Genomic DNA, 26,160 nt, shown 5'->3' on the forward strand with positions numbered 1-26,160 from the left:
AAGTTTGAATATCAGCGTGCTAATCCAATTCGGAAGGCAGCACCCAGCAACCTACAATTTAGTTTTCCCACTTACTTGAACTAAATCTCAATTCACCTGAATTTTTATTTTCCACCTGATCTGACGATACAAAAACTGCATGAAAAACTTTGGGAGCATTTTCTCCAAAATCAACTCCCTATTACACTGTGCCGTAAATCCAGCTACCATCTCAAACAACTTATTCAAATAAGCAATTGCTCAAATACTGATAGGACTTATGCCAAATTAGACGCTGTAGGGGCAATACCCTGCCTTAAGCCGCAACTCTTCTCTACGAGAGGCTGCGCCAAGGAGACGCTTTGCGTAGCTTGCTTCTCCGTAGGAGTATGGGTCTACATGAATTGCCCTAAGAAGAAAATCATTCTTTTCGGCTATTGTTTGCGTAAGTCCTGACTGATTTTGAAATCAGCATTAGTTCGGGTTGAAATTATTCTTTTATAAGTTTAAGATACTTAGATAGTATTTGAGGCTTCCCACTCATCAAAAGAAACTTCAAACTCTCTATTAACTTCTTCCATAGCAAACTTTTCTGTCTCAAAATAGCCAATTTCTGAAATTTCTCCGGCTTGTGATACATCGAAACGGTAAATATGTTTGATTTAGTGATAATTTACCCTAGAATATACCCTCAGCCCCACCCTTAAAAAGCAGGGCTGTTTCATTCTTTCACCTGAGTTATTTCTGATTAAAATATCGTTTTTAGCGAACTTTCGCCACGTTTGTAAATTTCCCGCGCGTAATCAGTCCAAGCACCTTGTCCCCAATAACGAAAACAACTGGTTTGCAACAAAAGGTTATGTAAAAGAACGTTACGGTAATCAGCTTGTCTGGTTACAGGTTCTGTTGAGCCAACTTGCTGTAATGTATCAACTTTTTCATGGAATAAACTGCTTAGTTGATACATGGGAGACAACACATTTTCATATCCTTTCACCCAACTGATATGATTTGTCCACGAGGCTCCATCCATGTGAAAATTAGAGTTGATTTGCTTTAATTCTTGAATCGCATTCTCTACAGCTTCCGGTTGGCTATTGTCTGGTGAAACTCGCTCCCAAATCTGATATTGTCCGACTGGCTGACAAGTTGGATAGTCTTCAGGTTTGCATCCAGCAGCTTCTATTAATTCTAAATATTCTGTACCACACATCCCAACAACACCTGATTTTCCTCCCCCGTTATTCACCATATCCCACCAAGCTTGTTTAAAAGCACTAGGAAATTCATTCATCATCACACCGCCATTTTCACCATCTCCAATTTGGCTAACTATTGGTGGCACAAAAACACTGCCAATTTGTTGTTTAGATAAGGTTTTAGCTTCATAATAAGGCTGCATTTGGGCGACTAATTTAGTATCCGAACCTTGGGTTTTAATTAAGGCAGTAATGCTAATTGTTTCGCCTTGAGAATTGCGAGCAACCAAACGATGTGGTAAATGTTTGTAGGTAAGAGATTGACCGTTAATTGTTTCTACAGAATGTTCTTGAACGAGTAGCCAGCGATATCCACATTCTTTCAGCGCTTTCACAAATTCAAAGAGAGCATCAGGGTGATTTGGGAGGTGCATTTCTGGCGGCGAAAATCCTTTGACTCGCGCTAGTGCTTCCCAGCCAAAAATTGCTGCAAAGTGATGTTGCCATGCAATGATATGCAATTTAATATCTGCTATGGGTGTGGAAGGAATAACTGCATGGCCCCACATTGTACCCAGCCATTCTACATAAGGTTGGTAGGTTGGATCGCAAGTGATGCGTTTGAGATTATCGAGAATATCACTGCGTCCCATTTGTCGCAATCCCCACAAAAGATTACCTGAGTAATCCAACATCACACGCGGATTGCAACCTTGATTTACAAGTTCGGGGATCAAGTCTCCCATGCGGCTGTAACAATAAGCAAAAGCATCTGCATTATGGTTATCCCCTTCATGAGGATGTTCAAACATATATTGCAGATTGCTGATCAGTGTACCACCATTTCCAGCAGGTATAGTTGGCTGGTGCATGTGTAAGGCGATCGCAAACACAGCATTTACGTCTTCTAAGCGGATATTCGTTGTTGGTAAAAATACTGGTTTATCATGGTTAACTACAGAGAGAACCTCTGTTTCCCAACCAGAAATATTCGGTAAGCCATCAATGATTTCGGGCAAAGGAGTGAGAGTTGTCGGGAAGGAAAGCATTTCTGATTGCTCCGAAATAAGTTATATGTATAAAATTTGCGTGAGTATCTAATAGCACCTGACTCAGCATAGATACAATAAATACCCTGAGCCATAACATTTTTAATTTGGTGATTTTCAGTAACTGCGAACTCAGGCAAGTCTAGTAATCATCGGTGCAGTCTACCCAGATATTCGCATCTTTGTGTTCTACTTTTTGATAAAATTTGTTTACGCTCTGCGGATGCACGAAGTAAAGCTGAATATCTAGGTATTCATTCCAAAGGTTACTTTCGTAGATAGATTTTTCCCTAGTTCAAAAACCTGCCATGTGTGCCTGAATCAAGTCGGTAGCTTACCACTAGATGTAAGAACCTGGACTTGTGAGAATTGCAAAACTAAGCATGATAGGGATATTAACGCCAGTATTAACCTTCGAGATGAAGGACTACGGATTTTGACCTCTGGAACGGGGGATAAAGCCTGTCGCCCAGATGTAAGTCGCAGTAATAGAGGACGCAAGAAATCTACTACTACGCTTTCTGTTGGACAGGAAGCCTACACTATACCGTCAGGTCAGTGTAGGTAGTTCACTAATCTCTCATTTTAAATGAGTGACTGAGATAGTATTACAAGAAGTTCCTGAAGGCAAATGCATGATAATGGCGCGATCGCAACTATGGTAGAAATTTTGCTGCACGGTAGGCGATCGCGTCAAAAAATTTAGGACTTATGTGCAGACACACAACAAATCATGTTCTTGACAAGAACAAATCGCCGAAACGATGGATTCTCGTCAAAAAGCTCAGTTTCGGGATCAGCTTGTTCAGTCTTTCACGAGGCTGTTGTTTTGTTGATGCTGGCGGAGTTGCTATTTGTAAAATTAGCTCTAGCAACCAAGGGGCAAGGCGTTGACACAATACGGCTAAATGACTTTGCCATCCAACTAAAATTTCTGCTGAATCATTTTGCATTCCGGTAACGAGTGCTTTCGCCACTTCCTGGGGAGTCATAGGGATCACCCAGCGAAATAATTTTAAGTCGCGCACCATGTCTGTGTCTGTGAGGGAAGGCAGTAATGCGATCACGCGGATATTATAGTCAGCTAGTTCACGCCGCAAGGCTTGGGTAAATCCCAAAATTGCAAACTTGGTAGCTGAGTAAGTTGCCATCGTCGGTGCAGCAACTTTCCCCATCAGACTCGATACATTAACAATTGTTCCTTGCCTTTGGCTGGCCATGCGTCTAGCGATCAGACTAGTGAGGTTGTACATTCCGAACAAGTTCACAGAGAGTTCTTCTTGAACTTGGGGCATTTTAGATTGCAAAAACGAGCTTTGGTATGCGACTCCCGCACAATTAACCAGCAGGTGAATCTGCCCGTAATTGCGCCAAAGTTGGGCAACAGCGATATTCACTTCAATTGTCTGCGTTAAATCTAATGGGACGATCGCAGTTTCTGTGCCCATCGCCTCGATTTCTTTGGCTACCTCGACTAACTTTTGGCGATCGCGTGCTACCAATATCAGCTTCTGTATGCCTAGTTGCGCTAGTTCGAGGGCGATCGCTCGTCCAATCCCACGGGAAGCCCCTGTAATTAGGGCTACTTTACCTTGAATCTCCATTGGTTTTATCCTCCAAAATCTAAGTCTTACCAAACTCTTCGTTATTGCCGACCCACACAATCACAGCTACTCGCTTATCGGCACAAGTAAGACAAATAATCAATTGCAATTGAAATCAAACTGAAACTAAGCCTTTAGCAACGAAATATTTCTTGGTTAATCTGCGATCGCTCATAATTGTCTCTACGAGGCAGAAATTTCTCGTTTTTAACCCGTCAAAGCCTAACACTCTTGGCTGAATGCATGTAGCTCATAGATTTTATTTCTCCTAGATCCGAGCGCTCATCAGCATCGTTGTCATACACACGTTAACAATTAAATCAAGGTATTGCAATATTCTTTAATCAGGATTTCTTAATACTTCTTAACGACAAGTATATATATGAAAAAGATTTTCTTAAATAAGTTTTTATGAATACTTCAGTACAAATATCTCAATCTCCTGACAATTAAGCTCTATTTTGGGAAATTGTGATACTTAAGTCATAGCTAAGAAACAAAAAAGACATATAAGTTTTGATTTACTGTTGCAACACTGCTGTTATTCAGGTGTTTCGCAAAATAGCATCAGTATATTTACTTAATTATTTTAAATAAACGTTTTTGATTTCTACTTTTAAAAATAATAAAAAAGAGTTAAATTATTCTCTTCAATGCAAATTACAATGGCATGTTTATCTGCCAAAACTTTAGAAAAATCGTAACTTGTTTAGCTTTAGCTTTGAGTTCATCAAGGAAAAGGTTGAGACTTGCCTGGTGGGTGTATAGCAAACTTAAATCATTCATGAACAACAAGATCCCCGACTTCTCTAAGAAGTCAAGGATCTAAAGCTTTCAATCTTCACAAATCAAATAAGATTGCTCTAGCTAAAACTACCAGTAAGTAAGTGAGCAAGAATAAATCAAACTATGTATTTATGTCTAGAACGAAATAGCCCTACCCCTTAATTCTGACTTTTCACGTTGTATGGAAAAGCCACGAAAAACTTTTAGCAGATTATCTCATTATCTCGTTAAGAGTCTCCGACTGGGAATGCCCCTCATTGAGGCTCCGCCTCCGTAACTCGCGGCAGAGCCACCAGGAACTGCATTTCCAGCCAGAGGCTGGAAACGAGATTTTAAAGGAGTTTTGGCTTAAGTTGACACCAATGAGCATTGCTAAAGCCCCTACCAACGTATTTGTATCATTATTAAAGTAAAACGGTATAACCCTCCAATCCTCTTCCCGTATCGGGAAGGGGACAAATTCAAAGTCTCTCTCCTAAAATGCTACAGTGTACACATAAGTCATCGAATTATCCAGAACAAAAACCTCACCCTGTCCTGACGGACATCCCTCTCCGAACTCACGGAGAGGGACAGGTTCTGCTATGCAGAACCAGGGTGAGGTTTCCTCCGCTCAAAGCTTTTCAAGAGAGAGGTTCCCCAGATACCGTGAAAAGTTAGCCTCTTAATTAAGGGGTTAAAAAGTCTAAATGGTTTCCTGGTTGGGCACGCAAATCTTCCACAGTCCCCTGAATTTGTAACTTGCCTTGATTAAGCAACACAATCCAATCAGCACGAGTAATTACTCTAGGACGGTGGCTAATCAGGATTGTGGTTTTACCTTTGCGGTGGGACAACAGTTGATCTAAAACTTGACTTTCACTAACTGGATCGAGTCCAGCAGTTGATTCATCTAAAATCAGGACAGGTGGATCATTAACGATCGCTCTTGCTATAGCCAGTCTTTGGCGTTGTCCACCAGAAATGTTTGACCCAAATTCACCTAATACAGTTTGATATTTTTCAGGTAGTTTACTAATAAAATCATCTGCCTCAGCAATTTGGCAAGCATTGACAATTTGCTCAAAGGTGACGTGAGGAGAACCTAACCGGAAGTTTTCAACAATTGAGCGACTCCAAAAATGAGCATCCTGAGGAACGAGAGCAACTTGTTGCCGCAAACAATCGAGGGCTAGGTCTTGCAGATTATAAATCCCAATGCGAATGTTGCCAGAAATAGGTGTATATAATCCGGCTACCAGTTTAGCAAAAGAACTTTTACCACAGCCAGATGTACCAATTAGGGAAACAACTTTACCGCCAGGAATAGTTAGGGAGAAATCTTCCAGTAACTCTAACCTGCCGGGGTAGTGAAAGTTTAGATTTGTGCAAATAATATTAGCGTTGCTAGGAATTTTAACAAAGGGTTTGTTAGTATCGCCTTGAGTTTCAGGTGTGGCATCGATAACTTCTGTTAAACGTTCGGTGGCAGTTTTGGCACGCATTAATTCATCTATAAATCCGATCACAGTACCAATGAATGCCAAAAAATTACCATTCATCGCGTTAAATGCCAGCAGTTGACCGATGCTGAGTTCCTTACTAATAACTAGGGTGCTGCCGAAACCAATCAAACAAACGCTGCCGATAGCGTAAACTAACCCAGAGAAGATATTGTTAATAATTCCAATCTGAATTGTGCGAAATGTTTGATTTGCTAACCGACCAAATCGATTCTGGAATTCTTCCCAAAATTGCGGCCCAGCAGTAGTAGTTTTGAGTGTCAGCGCCCCTTTAAAGCTTTCAACGAGAACACCTTGGTTTTCCGCGTCTAAGACTAATATACTTCTGACTTTCTGTTGAAGTGTAGGCAGGAAAACAACCGTAGATGAACTCATCACAATAGCAATAACGAAGGCTACCAAGGAGAGTTTCCAGCTGTAGAACAGCATGAAACTTAAAGAAACCAGTGCAATAAAAAATTGGCTCGGCAGACTGACAACAATTTGGGTAACTAGCTGATTAATTTGTTCAATATCTTGCAATCTGCTAACAATCTCGCCACTGCGACGTGATTCATAGTACGTCAGAGGCAACCGCAGGATTGTCCTGGCAAATTCCATAACTAGCCCTAACTCAAGCCGTTGAGCAAAATGAGCAATCAGATTAGATTGAAATAGTTGTAGACTACTTGACACAAGGTTCATTGCCACAACGGCAATAATCAAAGCGCCAAGCAGCTTGGTATCACCCCGAACCAGTACATCATCTGTCAGAATTTGAAGCAGGATTGGAGAAGTTAACGAAAGCAGACCGATAATGATGGCGCACAGAAAAGCCTCGAATAGTATGCCTCTATAAGGCCATACACGCCGCAGAAAGCGCCCAAAACCGCCTATTTTATCATCTGGTTGAGCATAAAACCGAACCGAATCTGGCTCTAGTAAAAGCATCACCATATCCGGCCAACCCTCCATTAATTCTTTTTTGGAGAGATAACGGATGTTAGCTGCTGGATCGGCAACTATATATTTCTTGCCTTTCTGACCATACAAAACAACCCAATGGTAGCCTTTCCAGTGAATGATTGCTGGTAGTGGTGCTTGATCTATTCGGTCTAATATTTCTTTTGATGCCCTGACGGAACGTGCATTAAAACCAAGTGCCTCCGCTCCCCGCCTCAATCCCAACAATGTTGTTCCTAATTGCCCAGTCCCTACCGCTTCTCGGATGCGATTTAGTGTAAAGTTACGCCGATAATGTTTGGCAATGGAAGCAAGACAAGCAGCTCCACAATCTTCCTCACTATGTTGTGTAACAACTTGGTATTTCATTTCAGACTCTAATAACCTGATAATATCGTCACAAAACCCAAAAAAAATAGCAGGGTTTCGTCCCTGCATGATTAAAAATTTGACCAACACTTTAATTGTACTAAGCTAATGAGCATTCATTTAAATTTCATGAAACCAGATATGAAATCTTTACTAAAAGTGAATCACCCTGGAAACATCAATGCCGATAGCTTATCATTTTCATCTATCTTTATCATCCGAATAAAGACGCCAATAGATCCAGCGTACCACTATCAACAACTTCTGGAGTTGTAGTTGCAATTGTAGTTTTACCTGTAGTTGATTTGACTGTCTGTACTTTTTTTACTGATTTAGATGATGCCTTTTTCCCAGATGCTCCCTTTTTCCCAGTTGATCCTTTCTTTACAGTACCTGTCTTAACACTAACCACAGCCGTACCACCACAAAGGTTTGCTTCTTCGGTTTCAGTTAATGAGGTAAACATTGAGGATGTGTGAGTACTTTTCATACTTAACCTAAATTGCTAATTATCAGTTTTGAACTTTTTACAAAGTTGCTTTCAGTTAAGATAACGAGAGGTAGTGCGTACCAAAATCGCTATATTTTATATATTAACAGAGAAAACATCGGCAATTTTGGTACGTTAACCTCGCTTACTCCAAGCTAATACATATACTTGCTTATTCGTTTGGAGTAAGTGAGGCAAAAAGACCTTCATTATCGTTAACAAATTATTAGGTTGTGATGAATTTGGTTGACTTCATGAAATAGTAGCGCTTACCTCCCTAGTTGACTACTCAATGTGAGCAGTGAACTAGGGAAAAGCACGATTTAAATTTATCAACAGTTGCCTACTAGCAACCGTTGATAGACTTTATTAACTTTATTGAAGAAAAGTATTTAGGTAGTAATAAACGTATGCTAGGATAACTGCGATAACCAACACAGCTAATCGTTCGCCAAAAAGTAACTTAACCTGCTTCAACAGGGTAGTTTATTTAAGACACTTTATCCTACTAACAGACGCAGTTAATAGTGTCTCTACGTTTATTCCTTCCCTTCTACTCAACCTCATAAAGTTTGCCTACCACCCATATGCAACGGCTGGAGCACCATCTCCACCAGCTCCACCAGCTCCACCAGCTCCACCAGTAACAGTGCCACCAGTAACTTTAACAGTGCCTTTGCCGGTGTTGTTGATGCCAGGTCCGCCAGCTCCACCAGTTCCACCATTACCGCCATTACCACCAGTCAGTGTAACGGTAGTAGTAGTGGTGGTGGTGGGTTTAGCAGGGGTCTTCTTTTTTGGCTTTGGTTTCCAATTACCACCAGATAAATTTGCTTCTTCGTTGGCGGTTAATGTTGTGAACAATGTGCTTTCCATAGTCTTAGTTCTCGGTTGATTGTTGGGATTAAACTAATATGCAATTCCTGGCGCACCATTTGCACCAATTCGGCGTTCTCGCTTGATTCTTGGGATTAACCTAGTACAAGCCAACAGCTGGCGCACCATCTCCACCAGGTCCACCAGGTCCACCAGCTCCACCAGTAACTTTGCCACCAGTAACTTTAACAGTGCCGGTGCCAGTGTTGTTGATGCCAGGTCCGCCAGCTCCACCAGTTCCACCATTACCGCCATTACCACCAGTAAGTTTAATGGTAGTAGTAGTGGTAGTGGTGGTGGGTTTAGCAGGCTTCTTTACTGGCTTTTTATACCAATAAGTACCACCAGATAAATTGGCTTCTTCGTTGGCGGTCAATGTGGTGAACAATGTGCTTTCCATAGTCTTAGTTCTCGGTTGATTGTTGGGATTAAACTAATATGCAATTCCTGGCGCACCATTTGCATCAGTTCGGCATTCTCGCTTGATTGTTGGGATTAACCTAATGCAACGGCTGGAGCACCATCTCCACCAGCTCCACCAGCTCCACCAGCTCCACCAGTAACAGTGCCACCAGTAACTTTAACAGTGCCTTTGCCGGTGTTGTTGATGCCAGGTCCGCCAGCTCCACCAGTTCCACCATTACCGCCATTACCACCAGTCAGTGTAACGGTAGTAGTAGTGGTGGTGGTGGGTTTAGCAGGGGTCTTCTTTTTTGGCTTTGGTTTCCAATTACCACCAGATAAATTTGCTTCTTCGTTGGCGGTTAATGTAGTGAACAATGTGCTTTCCATAGTCTTAGTTCTCGCTTGGTTGATTGTTGGGATTAAACTAATATGCAATTCCTGGCGCACCATTTGCACCAGTTCGGCATTCTCGCTTGATTGTTGGGATTAACCTAATGCAACGGCTGGAGCACCATCTCCACCAGCTCCACCAGGTCCACCAGCTCCACCAGTAACAGTGCCACCACTAACAGTTACACTGCCGGAGCCGGGGTTGTTGATGCCAGGTCCGCCAGCTCCACCAGTTCCACCATTACCGCCATTACCGCCAGTAAGTGTAACGGTAGTAGTAGTAGTAGTAGTGGTGGTTGGTTTAGCAGGGGTCTTCTTTACTGGCTTTTTATACCAAGAATTACCACCAGATAAATTGGCTTCTTCGTTGGCGGTTAATGTAGTGAACAATGTGCTTTCCATAGTCTTAGTTCTCGCTTGATTGTTGGGATTAAAGTCACGTCACTTCAAAGTAATAAATATACAGATAAAGCGTATATTTGGTAACTTTTTTGTGCCGCTACATGTATTATACGGTTCTTACTCAAAAGGTCAAGTAACTGATTTTTTAAAAAATATGTATTATGCCTTTACAGGTAACATACTACATAGTGGCTTTTTATACAATTTTAATTAAAAATAAGTTTTTATTTATCAAGTTATTCACATAACTATGGCAAGCTAAAAGCTGAAGTTTCTCAAAAAATTTATAAGTTAAATTTATAGCGTATTAATACTGCTAAATCAACGGAAATGCCCTGACTGCAAAGATATAGTAAAGCAATAGACAAGCTTTTATATAAGTGAAGCTTAAATAAATTTTTAAAACTCAAAAATGGGATTCTGCATTTTTGAATAAGTATTTATATGTAAAAAAAATTATACTAGATTTTTTTTATACATATATTGATGGAATAGATATAATTTCTTTTAATATATAAACGCTTAAGTTTGCTTAATTATTGATTAATGGGAAAAGAGCTTTATTTACTAAACAAAACTTTTGGAAATAAATAAAGAAAAGATAAATTTTTGGATAAGAATTATAAAGATTTAGCGTTCGTAATAAAATCCGCCAATTATTGTTTAGACTTAGCTGTATACAAACCTTGTATTTACATACTAACTACATACAGGCAAGGTACTTATCAGTAATAAAAAAAAAGCTGCCGCTTTCGCCCTAGAGGGCGTAAAAACCAAAATTATGGGAGTTTTGCCGAAAATATCATTGAAACGGAAGAGGGCTTTTATTTTTTGGATATTCCGAAATCTTGGTCGTCACCCTAACGCTAGGTAGATTTTTTTGCTAGATTATTTATACAACCAAAATGTTTTTTAGCCTTCATGCTCATTGACCCCCAAGCAGACTTTGTTCGCCTAGTCCAAAACGACGAATATCTTCCACCAATCAGCATCTGGACAAGGTTGGGAGGGATATTTTTAATTGGAAGTGTTGGCGCTACTTTCGCACTTACTAGCGTCATTGAATACAACGTAATAGTCAAGGCTGATGCTACCGTCCGCCCAACCGGAGAAATACGGTTAGTGCAAGCATCAGCCGAGGGAACAATCATCAGCATCAAGGTGAAAGAAAATCAGGTTGTGAAAAAGGGAGATACGATCGCACTGATCGACAATTCCCAATTGCAAAGTAAAAAAAGTCAAATACTCGGCAATATCCAACAGAATCAGTTACAACGATCGCAAATCAATGCACAACTCACAGCACTAAAAGCTCAAATGGCTGCTGAGTCCAGTGCAATGGGACAGGCGATCTCATCTGCAAAAGCGGACTTAAATCGCAACAAAAGAGACTATCAAGATCGGCAAATCACTAGTGAGGCAGACGTACAAGAAATACAAGCCTCTGTTGAATTAGCTAAAGAGGAACTGAAGCGATATGAGCAGTTAGGAAATACAGGGGCGATCGCTGCTCTCGAAATTAAAGAAAAAGAACAAGCTTTTAAAGCTGCTACTGCTAGACTCGAACACGCTAAAGCCGGACTCAATCCTAGTAATGCTAATGTGGCGATCGCTCAAGAACGCATTGCTCAAGAATCGACAAAGGGTCAGTCTACTCTCGCTCAATTGAACAAAGAGAAAGAGGAAATCATCAGGCGTGAAGTTGAAATCCAAAACCAAATTAGCAGCGCTCAACAAGAACTTAAACAAGTCTTTACGGAACTCCAAAAAACTGTAGTTCGTACCTCAGAGGCAGGTACTATCCTCAAACTAGAATTAAGAAATACTGGACAAGTTGTCCGTCCTGGGGATGTGATCGCTCAAATTGCTCCCAACAATGCCCCTCTGGTGATCAAATCTCGTGTTGCCGCTTCTGATATTAGTAAAGTGAAGGTGTGTAAAGTCGCAAAAGTAACAAAATGTCCAGAGGGGGAAGTACAAATGCGGTTTTCTGCCTATCCGTACCCAGATTATGGAACCCTCAAAGGTGCTGTCAGAGGTATTAGTGCCGACGCCATTACATCTCAAGCTAACGGTATTCCAATTGCGCCTTACTATGAGGTGACAATTGAGGCAGAGAGACTTTATTTAAAAAGGGGCGATATATCCTATCCTCTTCAAGCAGGTATGGAAGTTACAGCTGATATTATTTCCAAAAAAGAAACCCTACTGAAATTTATTCTGAGAAAAGCAAGGTTGCTAACAGATTTGTAGGCTCCTTACTGTATTCCACGCCATCGAAAACCACTATAGGAATTCACGCATTCACGCATTGAAGATAGACCAAGGCTGTAAACAGTTCAAAAATTTTATTAACTAATTCACAGGCTTGCTTAGGAATATCTTCTGCTAAATGCATACTTGCAATGAATTCTTTTGTTTCATTAGAATGAACATTATCGTCATTTTCAGCGAGTAAATGACGATTTCCAAAATCCGCATACTCTCGATTAGTAAGAAATTTTAATTCTTGAGTGACTGGTGCACTTATTAAGAAAAAAATATTCAAAATGGATTCTATCCACTCAATAGCTACTAGCTTATAACTGGGGTTAACTTGAAAACTTCGCCGATATAGTTGATAAATTATTTGTCTACAAATCACTGTCTGATCACTCCAATTAAATTTTAAAGAGTCAGTGAAATTTAAAAATCTATTAAAATTTAAGCCTGATAAATTTTTTAAAACCCATATCCAATGATTCTCTTCTTCACGGGTTTGTTTGTTAACAATATGTGGAATTGGGTTAACTGTTGGTTCTTCTAAGCAAACAAACTTGTTTGAATCTCCATATCCGATTACAAAAAGTGCAAAGCAAGGAGCAAAACATAATCTTTGTATAAGATCAATGCTTTTATCTCCTAAAAACTCAAAGAAGGCTAATTGATTAAATTTGGCTGATTCTTTTTCAATTAATGCAAACACTTTTTTCATGTTGAACTTTCACCTACAATCATTAGTTGTTTACTATTAAAGTTCCTCAAGGTAGCACCTGCTTACTTTACGTTCGACGCGCAAGTTTTATGCAGAGCCAGCCAATTCTTTACAAAAGTTCATAAAAGAGTCTTACCTGATAATTGGACAGCGCACCACCTGTTGAGTTATCAGTTCCGCTCAGAAGTTTTATGCACAGCCAGCCAATTCTTTACAAAAGTTCATAAAAGAGTCCTACCTGATAATTGGACAGCGCAGCACCTATTGAGTTATCAGTTCCGCTCAAAGGCTTTATGCACAGCCAGCCAATTCTTTACAAAAATTCACCAATGGCGTTACAGCCAACGTTTTCCCCTTATGCGTCGTCAGAGTTTTGTTTTGCTCGCTTGGGCATGGTGATAAACTTTACCTCAACCTCTCACGGATGTGGAAGCAATACGGTTCGGTTAAGGCAAGAGACGCGATAAATCGCCGTCTCTACAAAGAACTGATTATTGTAAAGACGGCGATCGCGTCTTTGCGATTAGCGGCGTGTCATCAAAAAACCTTATCCGAACCGTATTGGATGTGGAAGGGTAACGAAGGTAGGCATAAACAAACCTAACTATGTAACGAAATATAAAATGCTCAAAACCTTTGCGATCGCAACTCAACTCAACTCTTGGAGAGGCTACGCGTTAAATGCCGTCCCTTGCGCGTCTCCTGTCTTTATAAGGCTTTACGCTTGACTTCTCTATGAGACGCTACCGCGTTAAGCGTTCGCGGAGCGTCTCGAAGAGAAGCTATGCCGTTGGCGCAGCGTCTCGTAGAGAAGGCTTTAGGTTCCGCTCGCAATCACGTAGTTATGAATTTTCCCGCCTACCTACTTAGGTTGAAGATTTGATGGTTTGACAGACTGGGGAATAGAGCCATTCCAAATTTGATTGAATTGATCTGCTGACAACGATTGTATAAGACTGAGATTAAGCGACTCTTTAGTGATGAATTTAGCGTAGGAAGGCTGCAAATAGGAGCGGTATTCAGGGCGGTTGAGGAGATGGGTTTCCAAAAAAGCTACGCTAAGGGCGTTGAGATAAGAATAAACAGGAGCGCGATCGGGGCCCAGCAACGCAGGCGGCACAGGTAAGACATCGTTTTGAGAAGTAGATTCTCCGATCGCTGAAAAGTGGGTAGCGTTTTCGATCAAAGCTAGGTATTTATTGGGTTCAGAAAGCCAGGTGAAGGGGCGAATTTGCTCAAATACGGGTGGGGCGAAAATATCTTGACTACCTGCTACCAGCATTACCGGAATTTTAATTTGACTTATTCCGCCCTCACCCAAAACTGAGCTGTCAATCGGATTAATCGCAATAATCGCCTTGATGCGATCGTCTTTGAGTTCGTAATTTTTCGGGGGTAACTTAATTGCTTGACACTGCAAAGCCAGCGATAAATTAAAGGATGAATTATCATCAGGATTACAGTCTTGCTTGAGTTGGTTAAAGTTAATCTTTGCTCCTGCTAGAGTCAAAACAGTATAACCGCCAAAGGACTGACCAATCGCCCCAACTTTCTCAAAATTGAGTTTTCCTTGGAGGGCGGGATCAGATTTTTCCAGACGCTGGAGTTCATCGAGTAGATACTTAATATCCAAAGGTCGGTTGAGAAATTCTGCTTCGTCTGGCGGCCCTGCCAAACCCGCAAAATATTGCTCAAAGCGTTTGGCATTACTACCAGGGTGTTCCAGTACAGCAACGGCAAAACCATAGGATGCTAGATGTTGGGCCAGGTAGACAAAGGTAGAGCGGTCTGAAGCGATGCCATGAGAAATTACAATCAGGGGAAAGGGAGGCGACACAGAGTTGTGAGTTGTCAGTTGTGAGTTTTGAGTTGCAGGTACATATATATCCACGGGTAGACGGCGATCGCGAGAAACGTCATTTAGCTCAAAGCTTTTTTTCTGCCAGTGGAATTTTCCTGGCGATCGCAAATCTGGCAGTTGGGAGAAGTCAGTAGTTGAATTGGCTGCTTGAGCGATCGCTTCTTTTTCAAGAGAGGCAAAAACTTCATCTTTCTTTTTCAGCAATTGTGACAATTCATCGACTATCTTTAGCCCTTCTGTGAAATTCACCCGTATGGTATTGCTAGGAAATTTCCGCAGCAAATTCACCACTGTTAAGCCCTTTTGATCAGCAGCAGACAAAATCAAAGAGGCACGTATGGCATAAAAGCCGTTCTTTCGAGACTGGGTGAGGAGTAATTTTCCCAGCTGTTGCATCAGCTGTTCGCCTATAGGTGAGTAGGTAACTTGAGATACTAGTGTAGGAGTGACATTGAAGCGTTGCTGGAGTAGATCCCGCAGTTGAGCGAGTTGTTGAGGACTAGCACGATTAGCATAAAATGAAAAGTCCTCATCGATTTTGCCTTCTTTAGCAAAAGTTTCTAGCGAGTCCACGGATAAGTAGAATTCGCCGAAGGGAGGGTAATAAAAGCTAATGCGTTCAGCTCCCAATCCAGGAGTAGCAGTCAAAAAGGTAGATAGCATACCTAAACCCAGGTATCTCAAAAATTTTTTCATTAAAAAAACCCACTGTCTAACCCTGCCAAACAAGTTTGGGCAGGGAGGAAAGCGGGGCGGTATGTATCACCGCTTTCCTGTTTACTTGGTTTAGATATATCAAACAGGTTATAAGCACAAGGAAGCAAGTTCTTACAGCCATAGTGCCGCACATACGCCATAAGCGACACTGAATTAAATTTCGGGATGGTAGGGGCCCACAGCTAGCTGTGCGCTCTTACTTATAAGAATACTCCTTGAAAAAGAAAAGCGGATAGTCTACTTAGGGACTGACAAATAAAAAAATACTCAACTACTTGTTGTGGGGTGGGGTGCAGCAATTTGATTGGCGTGACTCACGGATTAGTGGGATTTGCGATCGCCTGAGTTGATCTTGCCTACGTAGCCAGTGTTATATCATTGCGCTTGATTAGTTGCTAAACCCCAAGAACCCCACCCCGCCAAAGCTACGCTTTGTCTCCCCTCCCCGCAAGCGAGGAGGGGCTGGAGAGGAGGGGCTGGAGAGGAGGGGCTGGAGGGAGGGGCTGGAGAGGAGGGGCTGGAGAGGAGGGGCTGGAGAGGAGGGGCTGGAGGTGAGGGGCTGGGGGTGGGGTGCAATGACTGTGGGAATGATAACTAATTATCCGGGCTTGATATTATTCTTAGAAATATCATGGTTACGCATAGAAATGAAAAATGCGATCGCCTTTAGATCCATTTTCTCTGAACGGGATGTCTGCGATAAGGGACTGACAACAAATAAATTACTACTACTTGTGGGGTGGACATCTTGTCCGCCCTTGGCTACGGGCGCTCGTGTCGCTATTGGTGTCAACTTAAGCCAAAACCCTTTTCAAACCTCGTTTCCAGCCAGAGGCTGGAAATGCACCTGATTGCGGTGCCGCAAGTCTTGAGGCGGAGCCTCAGAATAGGCATTAAGAGTCAGAGACTGGGAACGAGATAATCTCTAAAAGCTTTTTAGAGACTGGCTTTCACGTTAAGTTGACACCAATGGCTTTTCGGCGCACCCCACAAGAAGTAATTGAGTATTTTTTTATTTGTCAGTCCCTAAGCCGCTAAAAAGCGTCTACGCTAACGGCTGTCAGCAAATAATTTCTCACGGGAGCGGTATCACAACTTACGGGAGCGGTATCACAACTTATGGGAGCGGTATCAGAACTTATGGGAGCGGTATCACAACTTATGGGAACGGTATCACAACTTATGGGAACGGTATCACAACTTATGGGAGCGGTATCACAACTTACAGGAGCGGTATCACAACTTACAGGAGCGGTATCACAACTTACGGCAACGGTATCACAACTTACAGGAGCAGTCTCGCTTAAAGCAATTATGAAGTTTAGACAATTATCTCTATAAAGATTAAGATTTGGTAATTAGATCCCGAAAGATTACTGCTATAACTTAAAAATTTTATTAGGAAAAATGGCGAGTTATACTGAACCGGAATGTACTTTAATTGAGGCAAGCTAGCTGTAGAAGCATCTTAAAGGAGTAAATTTATGTCTCGTAAAAAACGTACATCCCGCGTTTTAGAAAAAGCTCAGTTAAGATCGGCTGGACTGAAATCGATTATTCCAAACATCAAATTTGATGAAAATTATAGTGTGGAAAAAATGATTGAGTCAATTGACCAGTTGCGTAACACAATTGATGTTTATAATACTGCTTTGTCTGTGGTTGACTCTTCTAAAACTGAAATTCAAGAGATGGAAAAAAACTTGAGTCAGCTTTCTGAGAAGATGCTGATGGTGGTTGCTATCAAATACGGCAAAGACAGCCGCGAATATGAGATGGCGGGTGGTGTTCGCAGTAGCGATGCCTGCGGCGGGCTACGCCTACGCGTCCGCAAAATCAGGTCAAGCCGCTTGAAAAATGTTGCAGAACAAGCATCAGATGAGAATGCTAAAACTGCCTAGTAGGGTGTGTTATGCCGAAGGCTAACGCACCGTTTTTATGATCTTAGGACTTACGGATCAAGTAGGAAATGTAGGGGCAATTTATGAATTCCCCCTACGGTATTTTTAGGAAAATAATTAATTTATATAAAACATACTCACAAAATTAGCAGATAATACATATAACTAGCTTCTACTGCCAGCCACTCATGCCGCAAAATAACCAAACTGCCGTCGAATTCCGCGATGTCACTTTTAGCCGCAATCATCGCCCTTTGGTATCAAATCTCAATTTCACGATTCATCAAGGAGAAGCACTGGTATTACTTGGACGTAGTGGTAGCGGCAAAACTACAACAATGAAGTTAATTAATCGCCTATTTACACCTACACAAGGGGAAGTTTTATTTGATGGTATTCCGACAACTCAATGGGATGAAATTAAACTGCGGCGCAAGATTGGTTACGTAATTCAAGAAATTGGTTTATTTCCCCATTTTAGCGTAGAACGTAATGTGGGTTTAGTCCCGGCTTTGGAAGGTTGGCAACCGAAACAAATAAAAACGCGGGTTTATGAGTTGTTGCAATTGGTGGGTTTAGAACCAGCACAATTCGCGGGGCGTTACCCGCACGAACTTTCGGGAGGACAAAGGCAAAGAGTCGGTGTAGCCAGGGCTTTAGCAGCAGATCCGCCAGTGTTGTTAATGGATGAACCCTTTGGCGCACTTGATCCGATTACGCGCTTAGAACTTCAACAAGAGTTTCGGCATTTGCAGCAAGAATTAGGCAAAACAGTTGTTTTTGTCACCCACGATATTCAAGAAGCCTTTATTTTGGCATCGAGAATTGGTTTAATGTCTGGTGGAGAATTGGTAGTATTGGGGACAACAGATGAATTTATGCGATCGCAACACCCAGAAAGCCTCGCTTTTCTCCAATGTCTGCGTTCCCTGCAAGATACTTTATGAAAAATTTCTTCCTCGTTAAGTATGCCCCAGAAATTCTTCAGCATACTCTAGAACACCTATTTTTGGTAGGTATTGCTATTGTAATTGCCATACTTATAGGCATTCCATTAGGTATTTTGATTACACGTAAAACCTATCTCCGCCAACCAATTCTCGGCATAGCGAATATTCTGCAAACTATTCCTAGTTTGGCGCTGTTTGGCTTACTCATTCCCGTTCCCATAATTGGCGGAATTGGCGCAGTACCAGCAATTGTTGCCCTGATAGTATATTCTCTGCTGCCGATAATTCGTAACACCTACACAGGTATTACTGGCGTAGATCCAGCTATTCGAGAAGCTGGGAGAGGAATGGGGATGACAGATAGACAATTATTATTGCAAGTTGAGATTCCCTTAGCAATGGGAGTAATTTTAGCAGGAGTACGAGTAGCAACGGTAATTGCGATTGGTATTGCGACTATTGCAGCAGCAATTGGTGCTGGTGGTTTGGGAGTGTTTATTTTTCGCGGGATATCAGTTGTGAACGATCAGTTAATTTTAGCTGGTGCAGTTCCGGCGGCGGGAATTGCATTGCTGGCTGACTTTGCAATTGGCTGGTTGGAGAATAAATTAAAAATTAAAAGTTAATGAAAAGATTTTTAACACTTTGCTTTTTAGCTTTTGCCTTGTTATTGTTAACCACTAGCTGTACGCCGAATTTAAATAGTAGCAGCAATGGTAATATTATCGTTGCTTCCAAAGATTTTACTGAACAAGATATTTTAGGTGAACTGTTAGCACAGCAAATCGAGGCGACAACTAATTTAAAAGTAGATCGTCGCCCCCGTTTGGGTGGTTCTTTTGTTTGTCATAGTGCTATTACTGCTGGCAAAATTGACGCATATATTGAGTATACAGGCACAGCTTTTACTGGAATTTTAAAGCAAAAAGCAGTTAATGATCCTAAAGAAGTTTATCAGAAGTTAAAACAAGCATATTCCCAACAGTTCAATCTGGAAGTAATGCCAAGCTTAGGTTTTGAAAACACTTTTGCGATGATTGTTCGGGGTGAAGATGCCAGACGCTACAACATTCAAACTCTCTCCGAAGCTACTCAATATACACCACAATGGCGCGGTGGTTTCGGCTACGAATTTTTAGAACGAGAAGATGGTTTTCCCGGATTAGCTAAAGCTTACAATTTACGTTTTGCCAAATCTCCCCAAATCATGGACTTGGGTTTAATATATCGTGCTTTGGTTCAAAAACAGGTAGATATGGTGGCGGGTAATTCAACTGATGGGCAGATTTCTCGGTTGGGTTTAGTTGTACTAAAGGATGATAAACAGTATTTTCCGCCTTATGAAACTGTGCCAATTGTTCGACAAGAAATATTAAAAAAATATCCCGAATTAAGAACAGCGATCGCACAACTTGCTGGAAAGATTTCGGCAGAGGAAATGCGACAGTTAAATTATTTAGTTGAGGGAGAATTACGTGATATTAAAGATGTTGTCCAGGAGTTTCGCAAATCGAAAGGATTAGGAGTGAAAAAGAATGTAGAGACGTAGCACTGCTACGTCTCTACAAGGATTCTGGGTAACGCATATTTAATTTCACTCCTATGTATATTGCATACAAAGGAGCGATCGCCTAACCAGTTTACCGATTACCGCCTGTCTAGTGTTGTCCATGCAAAAAGTTCTTTAACCATCTAATGACTTCACTTGTTGTTTGCTCATTGGACATTTGAAGACATTGCTGCACAATTTCTCTGACGTTAGGAAAGTAGCTGCTTTCTGTAATCACATAACTTTCTAAGAGCAATCTATAAATTAATAGCCGATTACCCTTTAATATCCAAACTTCTGGTACTCGATAAGGCAAGAAATGATTAATATCGGTGTAGCTTGTCACATCTATTTCAATTGCTAAATCTGGTGGTGGATCTGACTCCCAATTAATTCTTTTTTTGCCTACTACTGCTCTGGAATTTTCAATCTAAAAGCAAAAGTCTGGCTCAATACCACTAATTTCTGGCAAGCTCATGGTAATGGGCGTAAATGACTCGTATATGCGGTTTAAATGATCCAGCAAAACCCTAGCAATATCTGCCAGCAAACTCGCATCTCTTCCATGCTCTGTTAGCGGTGCCATCAGTAAAATTTCTCCCCTTCGATATTTAATGCGAGGCGAAGAGCGATCGCCTAGTTGCTGACTCAATACTTGATAGTCTTTCCAGTTTCCTAAAAGCTTCAACACCGCGCCAGGTGGTAATTCGATTCTTTCTGGTGTAATTACGGTATCCATAATTAACTCACATTATTTACATGGAAGATGGGCGATTACAGGATTCATGAATTCAATGAATAGCTTTATATTAAACTCTCACGAATGACTATACCCTGAGAATGCGATCGCCTTGGTTTATTAAATTCACTGTATTAAGCAATGAAATGGGAGGTGCTATTTTTAACACCCCTCATGATCAAAATTTTTTCTTTAGGACTTACACACTCAGATCGCCCAACCCCCTTAAAAAGGGGGCTTTAGAAGTTCCCTCTAATTGATCGGGGGCTAGGGGGATCTAGGCTTCAGTGCGTAAGTCCTATTCTTGTCCTCTGCGGCTAAGTGATGAAACTCTAATAACGATTAAACAACCACAAAATTGTTGTTCGTTAGTGACAACCCAGCAGATAATCCTGCAAGTTGTACCTGAGTAGCGCCTGCACTACCATCCGGGTCAAAGAACAATGCACCTGTAGTGGAGTTATAAATAAATCGCTGGCTGCTAGTGGTTGCAGATTCTCCAAGTGTAAACTGACTTGCCTTAAGTACACCTGCTGATAAGCCGGAACCAAAACCATCAGCCGACACCTGAATTAGTTCATTAGTGGCATCGAAGTCACGTATCAGATTAAGACCTTCTTCAATGTAGGAGGTATCGAAAACAAAGGTATCAGTACCACCTTCTCCATAGAGACTATGATTACCATAGTTACCTTTGAGGGTATCATCACCATTACCACCTTTAAGGGTCTTATTACCTGAGGCACCATAGACTATCAGGGAATCATTACCATCGCCGCCATCTAATAGATTATTGCCTGAGCCACTAGAGGCTATCAGAAAATCATTACCATCGCCCCCATCTAATAGATTATCGCCTGTTGAATCGGAAACATTTAATGTATCGTTACCAACACCACCGTTGAGGGTATTATCGCCAGATATTATGCTACCCCCAACGTAATTACCGAATTCGTCGTAAATGTAACTCGAAGCCTGTAAAGAATCATTGCCATTGCCTCCATTGAGGAGGTGATCCCCTGTCGAAAAACTAATATCCAAGAAATCTTCACCAGCGCCGCCATCTATTGTATCGTTACCATTGCCTGAACGGAGCGTATCATTACCATTGCTTCCCACAAGATAATCATCGTAGTCTGTACCTGTGATATTTAATTGTTCGATATTCTTGTAGCTAAACACTGTTGTGTCCGCCGTCGAAGAAATTACTCCAATGTTGGTAGTAGGATTGAAAGTCGAAGTAATTCCCGTGGTAGCACTGCTATAACTGAAAGACAAGGTGTCGTTACCTGTTCCTCCGTCTACTGTTTGAGTCACTAAGGTAGATAGGGAGTGGAAATTTAAGGAATCATCGCCATCGCCACCATTGAGAGTATCATTGCCATCGCCACCATTAAGAGTATCATTGCCATCGCCACCATTGAGAGTATCATTGCCATCGCCACCATTGAGAGTATCATTGCCACTTAAGCCTTCAATAATGTCATCACCCCCTTGACCATTGATGACATCATTTGAATTATCAAATCCACTAACATTGTTGTCGAGGTCGTTTAGGAAGGTGACTGTGTTTTTTTTAAAGACAGTGCTTTGGGTGGAGTCAGCATTGAAGACATCAAAGCTGTCAGTGATAGTAGTTTGCCCATAAAACAGAATATTGCCCAAATCTACGGTGGCTCCAGTAGATTTGGTGAGGTTATCCAAGTTTTCCAGGGCAAAGTTTTCCAGGATGAATCTGGTATTACCATACCCTTGAAAGCTGATTTCCAAACTTGTGCCATTCTGGGTGAGAAGCAAATTGTCGGCAGTGAAGCTACTATTGTCCTGGAATATTAGAGTATCCACTTCGGCTATGACTGCTGCTGTGGGGTTTTTTCCTTTACCTACTCCAGTAAAATCGGCGATCGTATAAGTGCCAGTATTAATCGTTTCGTTACTTAAGCCTTTATAAACAAATTTATCCTTACCACCGCCGCCTGTGAGGCTATCTTTACCACCGCCGCCTGTAAGGCTATCATCGCCATTACCACCGTTGAGGGTGTTATTACCAGTGGCACCAGATGCTGTTAGACTATCATTGCCATCGCCCCCAGAGAGGAGGTTATTGCCAGATGAGCGAGAGTTGAAGTAGGAGTCAGGATATAGGTAACTAAAGCCAGAGATGTCTAGAAAATCATTGCCATCGCCTCCAAAAAGCAGGTTATTGCCTGATGAACCACTAGTACTCAAGATATCATTACCAGCACCCCCGTTGAGGGTGTTATCGCCATTTGAGACAGACCTATATAATGTGTACTCGGCACTACTTACATTCCCAGAGATAGAGAGAGAATCATCGCCATCACCCCCATCTAAGAGGTTATCGCCGAATGAACCGCTAGCATTTAAAGTATCAGCACCAGCACCACCGTTGAGGGTATTATTGCCTAAAGAGCGATCGTCGCCTTGTCCGTTGTAGGTGTTGTAGTAGTAACTGCCAGAGGCTGTCAGAGAATCATTGCCATCGCCACCATTAAGCAGATTATTGCTTGAGGGGGAGTCAGCATCCAAAGAGTCGTCACCAACACCACCGTTGAGGGTATTATTGCCCGCACCACCCCTCAAAAGGTCATTGCCACTTAAGCCTTCAATAATGTCATTACCCCCTTGACCATTGATCACATCATTTGAATTGTCAAATCCACTAACATTGTTGTCGAGGTCGTTTAGGAAGGTGACTGTGTTTTTTCTAAACACAGTGCTTTGGGTGGAGTTAGCATTGAAGACATCAAAGCTGTCGGTGATGGTAGTTTGCCCATCAAAAAGTATATTGCCAGAGTTTACAGTGGCTCCAGTGGATTTGGTGAGGTTATCCAGGTTTTCCAGGGCAAAGTTTTCCAAGATGATTTTGTGAAAAATAAACCCTTGAAAGCTGATTTCCAAACTTGTGCCATTCTGGGTGAGGATCAAGTTCTGGGCAGTCAAGCCACTATTATAGTTCTGGAAATTTAGGGTATCCACTTCAGCAATGACTGCTGCCGTGGGGTTTGTTCCTTTGCCTACTCCACCGAAATCAGTGATTACACTGTTCAAGTAACCTATGTCCTCGCTGTAAACAAATATATCCTTGCCACCGCCACCAGTTACGGTGGTTACGCCGTCGTAGAAATCCTGATTGGAAAAGCCCTGTAGGGTATCGTTACCGTTGGTTCCAATGGTAATTGCCATAAATTTTTCCTACCTGAATCGATTTTTGGAGTAACTTTAGTTGTCAATAATTTAGTTAGTGCTGTTTTATAAAATAAATTTATAAAGTAAATGTTAAATTATAACGTGCGTTATCGCTGACAGTACGGCACCTGGGAATATGGTGCGTTACGGCTAAATTAGACTTTCTCAAACCCTCAAATTCCTACACAGCCGTAACACCCCTACTTAAATATTTACTTTATAAATAGGCTCTAACCGTTCAAGGGGTAGTAGGAGAGCGATGCCGTTCGCGGAGCGTCTCGTAGAGAAGGCGGCAAGCTAGGCAAACAATGGGAATCAAAATCTGATAAATTAAGTACACTAAAATGCTAAATATGTATAAGATTTTATGAGGAATGGTATAAAAATGCCTGCTGTTACTAAAGCCAAGCGAGTTGCGGTGCCTGCGGCGCACGTAGCGATCGCAGTTTTTTCTTTCACCCTCCTTGTTTATAGCCAAGTCGCCTCGGCTGCTTTAACTTTACCCCTACGCAGCAAAAAGGGAATGGTAGTTTCAGCCCATCCCCTAGCGAGTGAAGCGGGAATTTCGATGTTACGCAAAGGTGGTAATGCAGTTGATGCAGCCGTAGCTACAACTTTTGCAATCTCTGTACTTGAGCCTTTTTCAGCCGGAATCGGTGGCGGCGGATTTTTGCTGATGCACTCTGAGAAAACTGGCGAAATTAAAGCGCTAGATTTCCGCGAACGCGCACCCTTGAAAGCTACAAGAAATATGTATTTAGACGCAAAAGGAAAGGTGCGCCCGAATGCAAGTATTAATGGTTATTTGGCAGTAGGGACACCAGGAACGGTAGCGGGACTATATGAAGTGCATCGTCGCTATGGTAAGCTTTCTTGGCAAGAAGTGATGAAACCTGCGATCGCACTCGCTGCATATGGCTTTGTTATTGGCGATGCACCAACTTGGCGTTCTCTGCAAACAAACCAATTTTCCAAGCAAGCAATTCTCAACAATCCAGCAGCGCGAGAAATTTTCACTCGCAATGGGGAATTTTATAAACCAGGGGAGAAACTGGTACAGCGTGATTTGGCACGCACATTAACAGAAATTGCCCAAAATCCCCAAAGTTTTTACACCGGAAGTATTGCGCGTGCGATCGCTTCTGATATGGTAAAAAATAGTGGTTTAATTACTCTCGAAGACCTCAAAGCCTACAAACCAATCTGGCGTACTCCCGTTTGTGGAAACTTTCGCAAAGCTAAAATTTGCTCAATGCCACCACCATCATCGGGAGGCGTTCATCTATTGCAGATTTTAAATATTATCGGTGGCACTGATTTAAAATCTTTGGGATGGCATCATCCCGACGCGATACATTTAATGGTTGAAGCAATGAAGATTGCTTACGCCGATCGCTCCCAATATTTAGGCGATCCAGATTTTGTGAAAGTCCCTGTACAAGAACTGATCAGTCCAGCTTACGCCAAAAAACGTCGTCAAGAAATTAATATGCAAGTGGCTAGACCCTCGACCGAGGTCAAGCCAGTAGACAAAGAAACCCTACAACGTTTTAGTCAAGCTAATATTCAGAAATCGGCAGAAAATATCATCCCATCATCCCTTCAGTCTCTACAAACGAACACAAGCCGCCATGAATCTCCCCAAACCACTCATCTGACTGTTGTGGATGAAGAACGCAACGCCGTAAGTCTGACTTTCACGATTAATCTCATTTTTGGTGCTGCTGTGGTGACACCGGGAACTGGAATTGTCCTCAACAATGAGATGGATGATTTTGCTTCTGCGCCAGGAGTGCCTAATGCCTTTGGTTTGGTTGGTAATGATGCCAACAGCATTGCACCCCGCAAAACTCCCCTATCCAGCATGACTCCCACAATTGTCACTGAAAATGGTCATTTCCGCATGGCAGCAGGTGCGCCTGGTGGTAGCACGATCATCACCCAAGTTTTACAAGTGATCCTGAATGTGCTGGAATATAACATGGATGTTGGTGCGGCTGTTTCTGTTCCACGCATACATCATCAATGGCTTCCCGATGAGTTGCGCGTCGAATCTTGGGGCTTGGATGCTCTGACTATGCAAGACTTACGCCGTCGGGGACACAAAATAAAGGAAACTACTCCTTGGGGTAATGGTAATGCGATCGCTGTAACACCTGATGGAACTCTAGAAGGTGCGGCTGATCCTCGCGGTGAAGGTTCACCCAGAGGTTTGTAAGGGAGAGTGGGGACAAGGAGGAAAAAATGACTCCTAACTCCTAACTCC

General features: G+C 41.9%; 20 protein-coding genes and 1 pseudogene. 9 read left to right on the forward strand and 12 right to left on the reverse strand.

The annotated features are described in order from the left end of the window. Positions 1-727 precede the first annotated feature (727 nt). Complete coding sequence (locus HWQ23_RS04605; protein WP_292824212.1) at positions 728-2,227, reverse strand: glycosyl hydrolase family 57; 1,500 nt, start codon at positions 2,225-2,227, stop codon at positions 728-730. A gap of 256 nt (positions 2,228-2,483) precedes the next feature. On the opposite strand from HWQ23_RS04605, the gene HWQ23_RS04610 reads away from it, so the two are divergent. Continuing rightward, on the forward strand, positions 2,484-2,795 hold the full coding sequence (locus tag HWQ23_RS04610) for a zinc ribbon domain-containing protein (protein ID WP_375466501.1): 312 nt from the start codon (positions 2,484-2,486) through the stop codon (positions 2,793-2,795). Positions 2,796-2,958: 163 nt separating this feature from the next. On the opposite strand, the gene HWQ23_RS04615 is transcribed toward HWQ23_RS04610, so the two are convergent. The 7 genes from HWQ23_RS04615 to HWQ23_RS04645 all read right to left on the reverse strand — a co-directional run bounded on the left by HWQ23_RS04615 (position 2,959) and on the right by HWQ23_RS04645 (position 9,993). Further along, complete coding sequence (locus HWQ23_RS04615; RefSeq protein WP_292824217.1) at positions 2,959-3,831, reverse strand: SDR family NAD(P)-dependent oxidoreductase; 873 nt, start codon at positions 3,829-3,831, stop codon at positions 2,959-2,961. A gap of 1,454 nt (positions 3,832-5,285) precedes the next feature. Continuing rightward, positions 5,286-7,430, reverse strand: a complete 2,145-nt coding sequence (locus HWQ23_RS04620; RefSeq protein WP_292824220.1) for a peptidase domain-containing ABC transporter — start codon at positions 7,428-7,430, stop codon at positions 5,286-5,288. A gap of 214 nt (positions 7,431-7,644) precedes the next feature. Next, positions 7,645-7,920, reverse strand: coding sequence for a hypothetical protein (locus tag HWQ23_RS04625; protein WP_292824223.1), 276 nt, complete (start codon positions 7,918-7,920; stop codon positions 7,645-7,647). Positions 7,921-8,496: 576 nt separating this feature from the next. Next, complete coding sequence (locus HWQ23_RS04630) at positions 8,497-8,796, reverse strand: hypothetical protein (protein WP_292824226.1); 300 nt, start codon at positions 8,794-8,796, stop codon at positions 8,497-8,499. 100 nt (positions 8,797-8,896) lie between these two features. Continuing rightward, on the reverse strand, positions 8,897-9,196 hold the full coding sequence (locus tag HWQ23_RS04635) for a hypothetical protein (RefSeq protein ID WP_292824229.1): 300 nt from the start codon (positions 9,194-9,196) through the stop codon (positions 8,897-8,899). Between the two features lie 95 nt (positions 9,197-9,291). Then, positions 9,292-9,588 (reverse strand): hypothetical protein, encoded by a 297-nt coding sequence (locus HWQ23_RS04640; RefSeq protein WP_292824232.1) that lies wholly within the window; start codon positions 9,586-9,588, stop codon positions 9,292-9,294. Between the two features lie 99 nt (positions 9,589-9,687). Beyond that, the gene (locus HWQ23_RS04645; protein ID WP_292824235.1) at positions 9,688-9,993 is read right to left on the reverse strand and encodes a hypothetical protein; all 306 of its coding nucleotides are present in this window, start codon (positions 9,991-9,993) and stop codon (positions 9,688-9,690) included. 921 nt (positions 9,994-10,914) lie between these two features. Between HWQ23_RS04645 and HWQ23_RS04650 the strand changes: the two genes are divergently transcribed. Beyond that, positions 10,915-12,246, forward strand: coding sequence for a beta-barrel domain-containing protein (locus HWQ23_RS04650; protein ID WP_292824238.1), 1,332 nt, complete (start codon positions 10,915-10,917; stop codon positions 12,244-12,246). A 43-nt stretch (positions 12,247-12,289) separates the two neighbouring features. On the opposite strand, the gene HWQ23_RS04655 is transcribed toward HWQ23_RS04650, so the two are convergent. Beyond that, complete coding sequence (locus HWQ23_RS04655) at positions 12,290-12,967, reverse strand: hypothetical protein (protein WP_292824241.1); 678 nt, start codon at positions 12,965-12,967, stop codon at positions 12,290-12,292. A 373-nt stretch (positions 12,968-13,340) separates the two neighbouring features. On the opposite strand from HWQ23_RS04655, the gene HWQ23_RS04660 reads away from it, so the two are divergent. Then, positions 13,341-13,571: a hypothetical protein gene (locus tag HWQ23_RS04660; RefSeq protein WP_292824244.1), complete on the forward strand. Its 231-nt coding sequence runs from the start codon at positions 13,341-13,343 to the stop codon at positions 13,569-13,571. 258 nt (positions 13,572-13,829) lie between these two features. Here the strand turns inward: HWQ23_RS04660 and HWQ23_RS04665 are convergent, their stop codons facing one another. After that, positions 13,830-15,524 carry an alpha/beta hydrolase gene (locus tag HWQ23_RS04665; RefSeq protein ID WP_292824247.1) on the reverse strand — a complete coding sequence of 565 codons (1,695 nt, stop codon included), beginning with the start codon at positions 15,522-15,524 and terminating at the stop codon, positions 13,830-13,832. Positions 15,525-16,120: 596 nt separating this feature from the next. On the opposite strand from HWQ23_RS04665, the gene HWQ23_RS04670 reads away from it, so the two are divergent. From HWQ23_RS04670 to HWQ23_RS04690, 5 genes are all read left to right on the forward strand, one after another. Further along, complete coding sequence (locus tag HWQ23_RS04670; protein ID WP_292824250.1) at positions 16,121-16,396, forward strand: hypothetical protein; 276 nt, start codon at positions 16,121-16,123, stop codon at positions 16,394-16,396. Positions 16,397-17,029: 633 nt separating this feature from the next. Further along, positions 17,030-17,446 (forward strand): hypothetical protein, encoded by a 417-nt coding sequence (locus tag HWQ23_RS04675; RefSeq protein ID WP_292824253.1) that lies wholly within the window; start codon positions 17,030-17,032, stop codon positions 17,444-17,446. Positions 17,447-17,634: 188 nt separating this feature from the next. Continuing rightward, the gene (locus HWQ23_RS04680; protein ID WP_292824256.1) at positions 17,635-18,393 is read left to right on the forward strand and encodes an ATP-binding cassette domain-containing protein; all 759 of its coding nucleotides are present in this window, start codon (positions 17,635-17,637) and stop codon (positions 18,391-18,393) included. Then, a complete protein-coding gene (locus HWQ23_RS04685; protein ID WP_292824259.1) occupies positions 18,390-19,022 on the forward strand; it encodes an ABC transporter permease in 633 nt (210 codons plus the stop codon). Before HWQ23_RS04680 ends, HWQ23_RS04685 begins: the two co-directional genes overlap by 4 nt. Beyond that, entirely contained in the window at positions 19,022-19,945 is a 924-nt protein-coding gene (locus HWQ23_RS04690) for a glycine betaine ABC transporter substrate-binding protein (RefSeq protein ID WP_292824262.1), read from the forward strand. Before HWQ23_RS04685 ends, HWQ23_RS04690 begins: the two co-directional genes overlap by 1 nt. Positions 19,946-20,054: 109 nt before the next feature. On the opposite strand, the pseudogene HWQ23_RS04695 reads toward HWQ23_RS04690, so the two are convergent. Both HWQ23_RS04695 and HWQ23_RS04700 read right to left on the reverse strand, forming a co-directional pair. Further along, positions 20,055-20,684: pseudogene (locus HWQ23_RS04695) on the reverse strand (Uma2 family endonuclease). Between the two features lie 342 nt (positions 20,685-21,026). Then, entirely contained in the window at positions 21,027-23,891 is a 2,865-nt protein-coding gene (locus HWQ23_RS04700) for a beta strand repeat-containing protein (protein ID WP_292824265.1), read from the reverse strand. A gap of 388 nt (positions 23,892-24,279) precedes the next feature. Here HWQ23_RS04700 and ggt point away from each other — a divergent pair, with 388 nt between their 5' ends. After that, the gene (gene ggt / locus HWQ23_RS04705; protein ID WP_292824268.1) at positions 24,280-26,112 is read left to right on the forward strand and encodes a gamma-glutamyltransferase; all 1,833 of its coding nucleotides are present in this window, start codon (positions 24,280-24,282) and stop codon (positions 26,110-26,112) included. Positions 26,113-26,160 lie beyond the last annotated feature (48 nt).

Source organism: Nostoc sp. JL33, assembly GCF_017114985.1.
Classification (GTDB): Bacteria; Cyanobacteriota; Cyanobacteriia; order Cyanobacteriales; family Nostocaceae; genus Nostoc.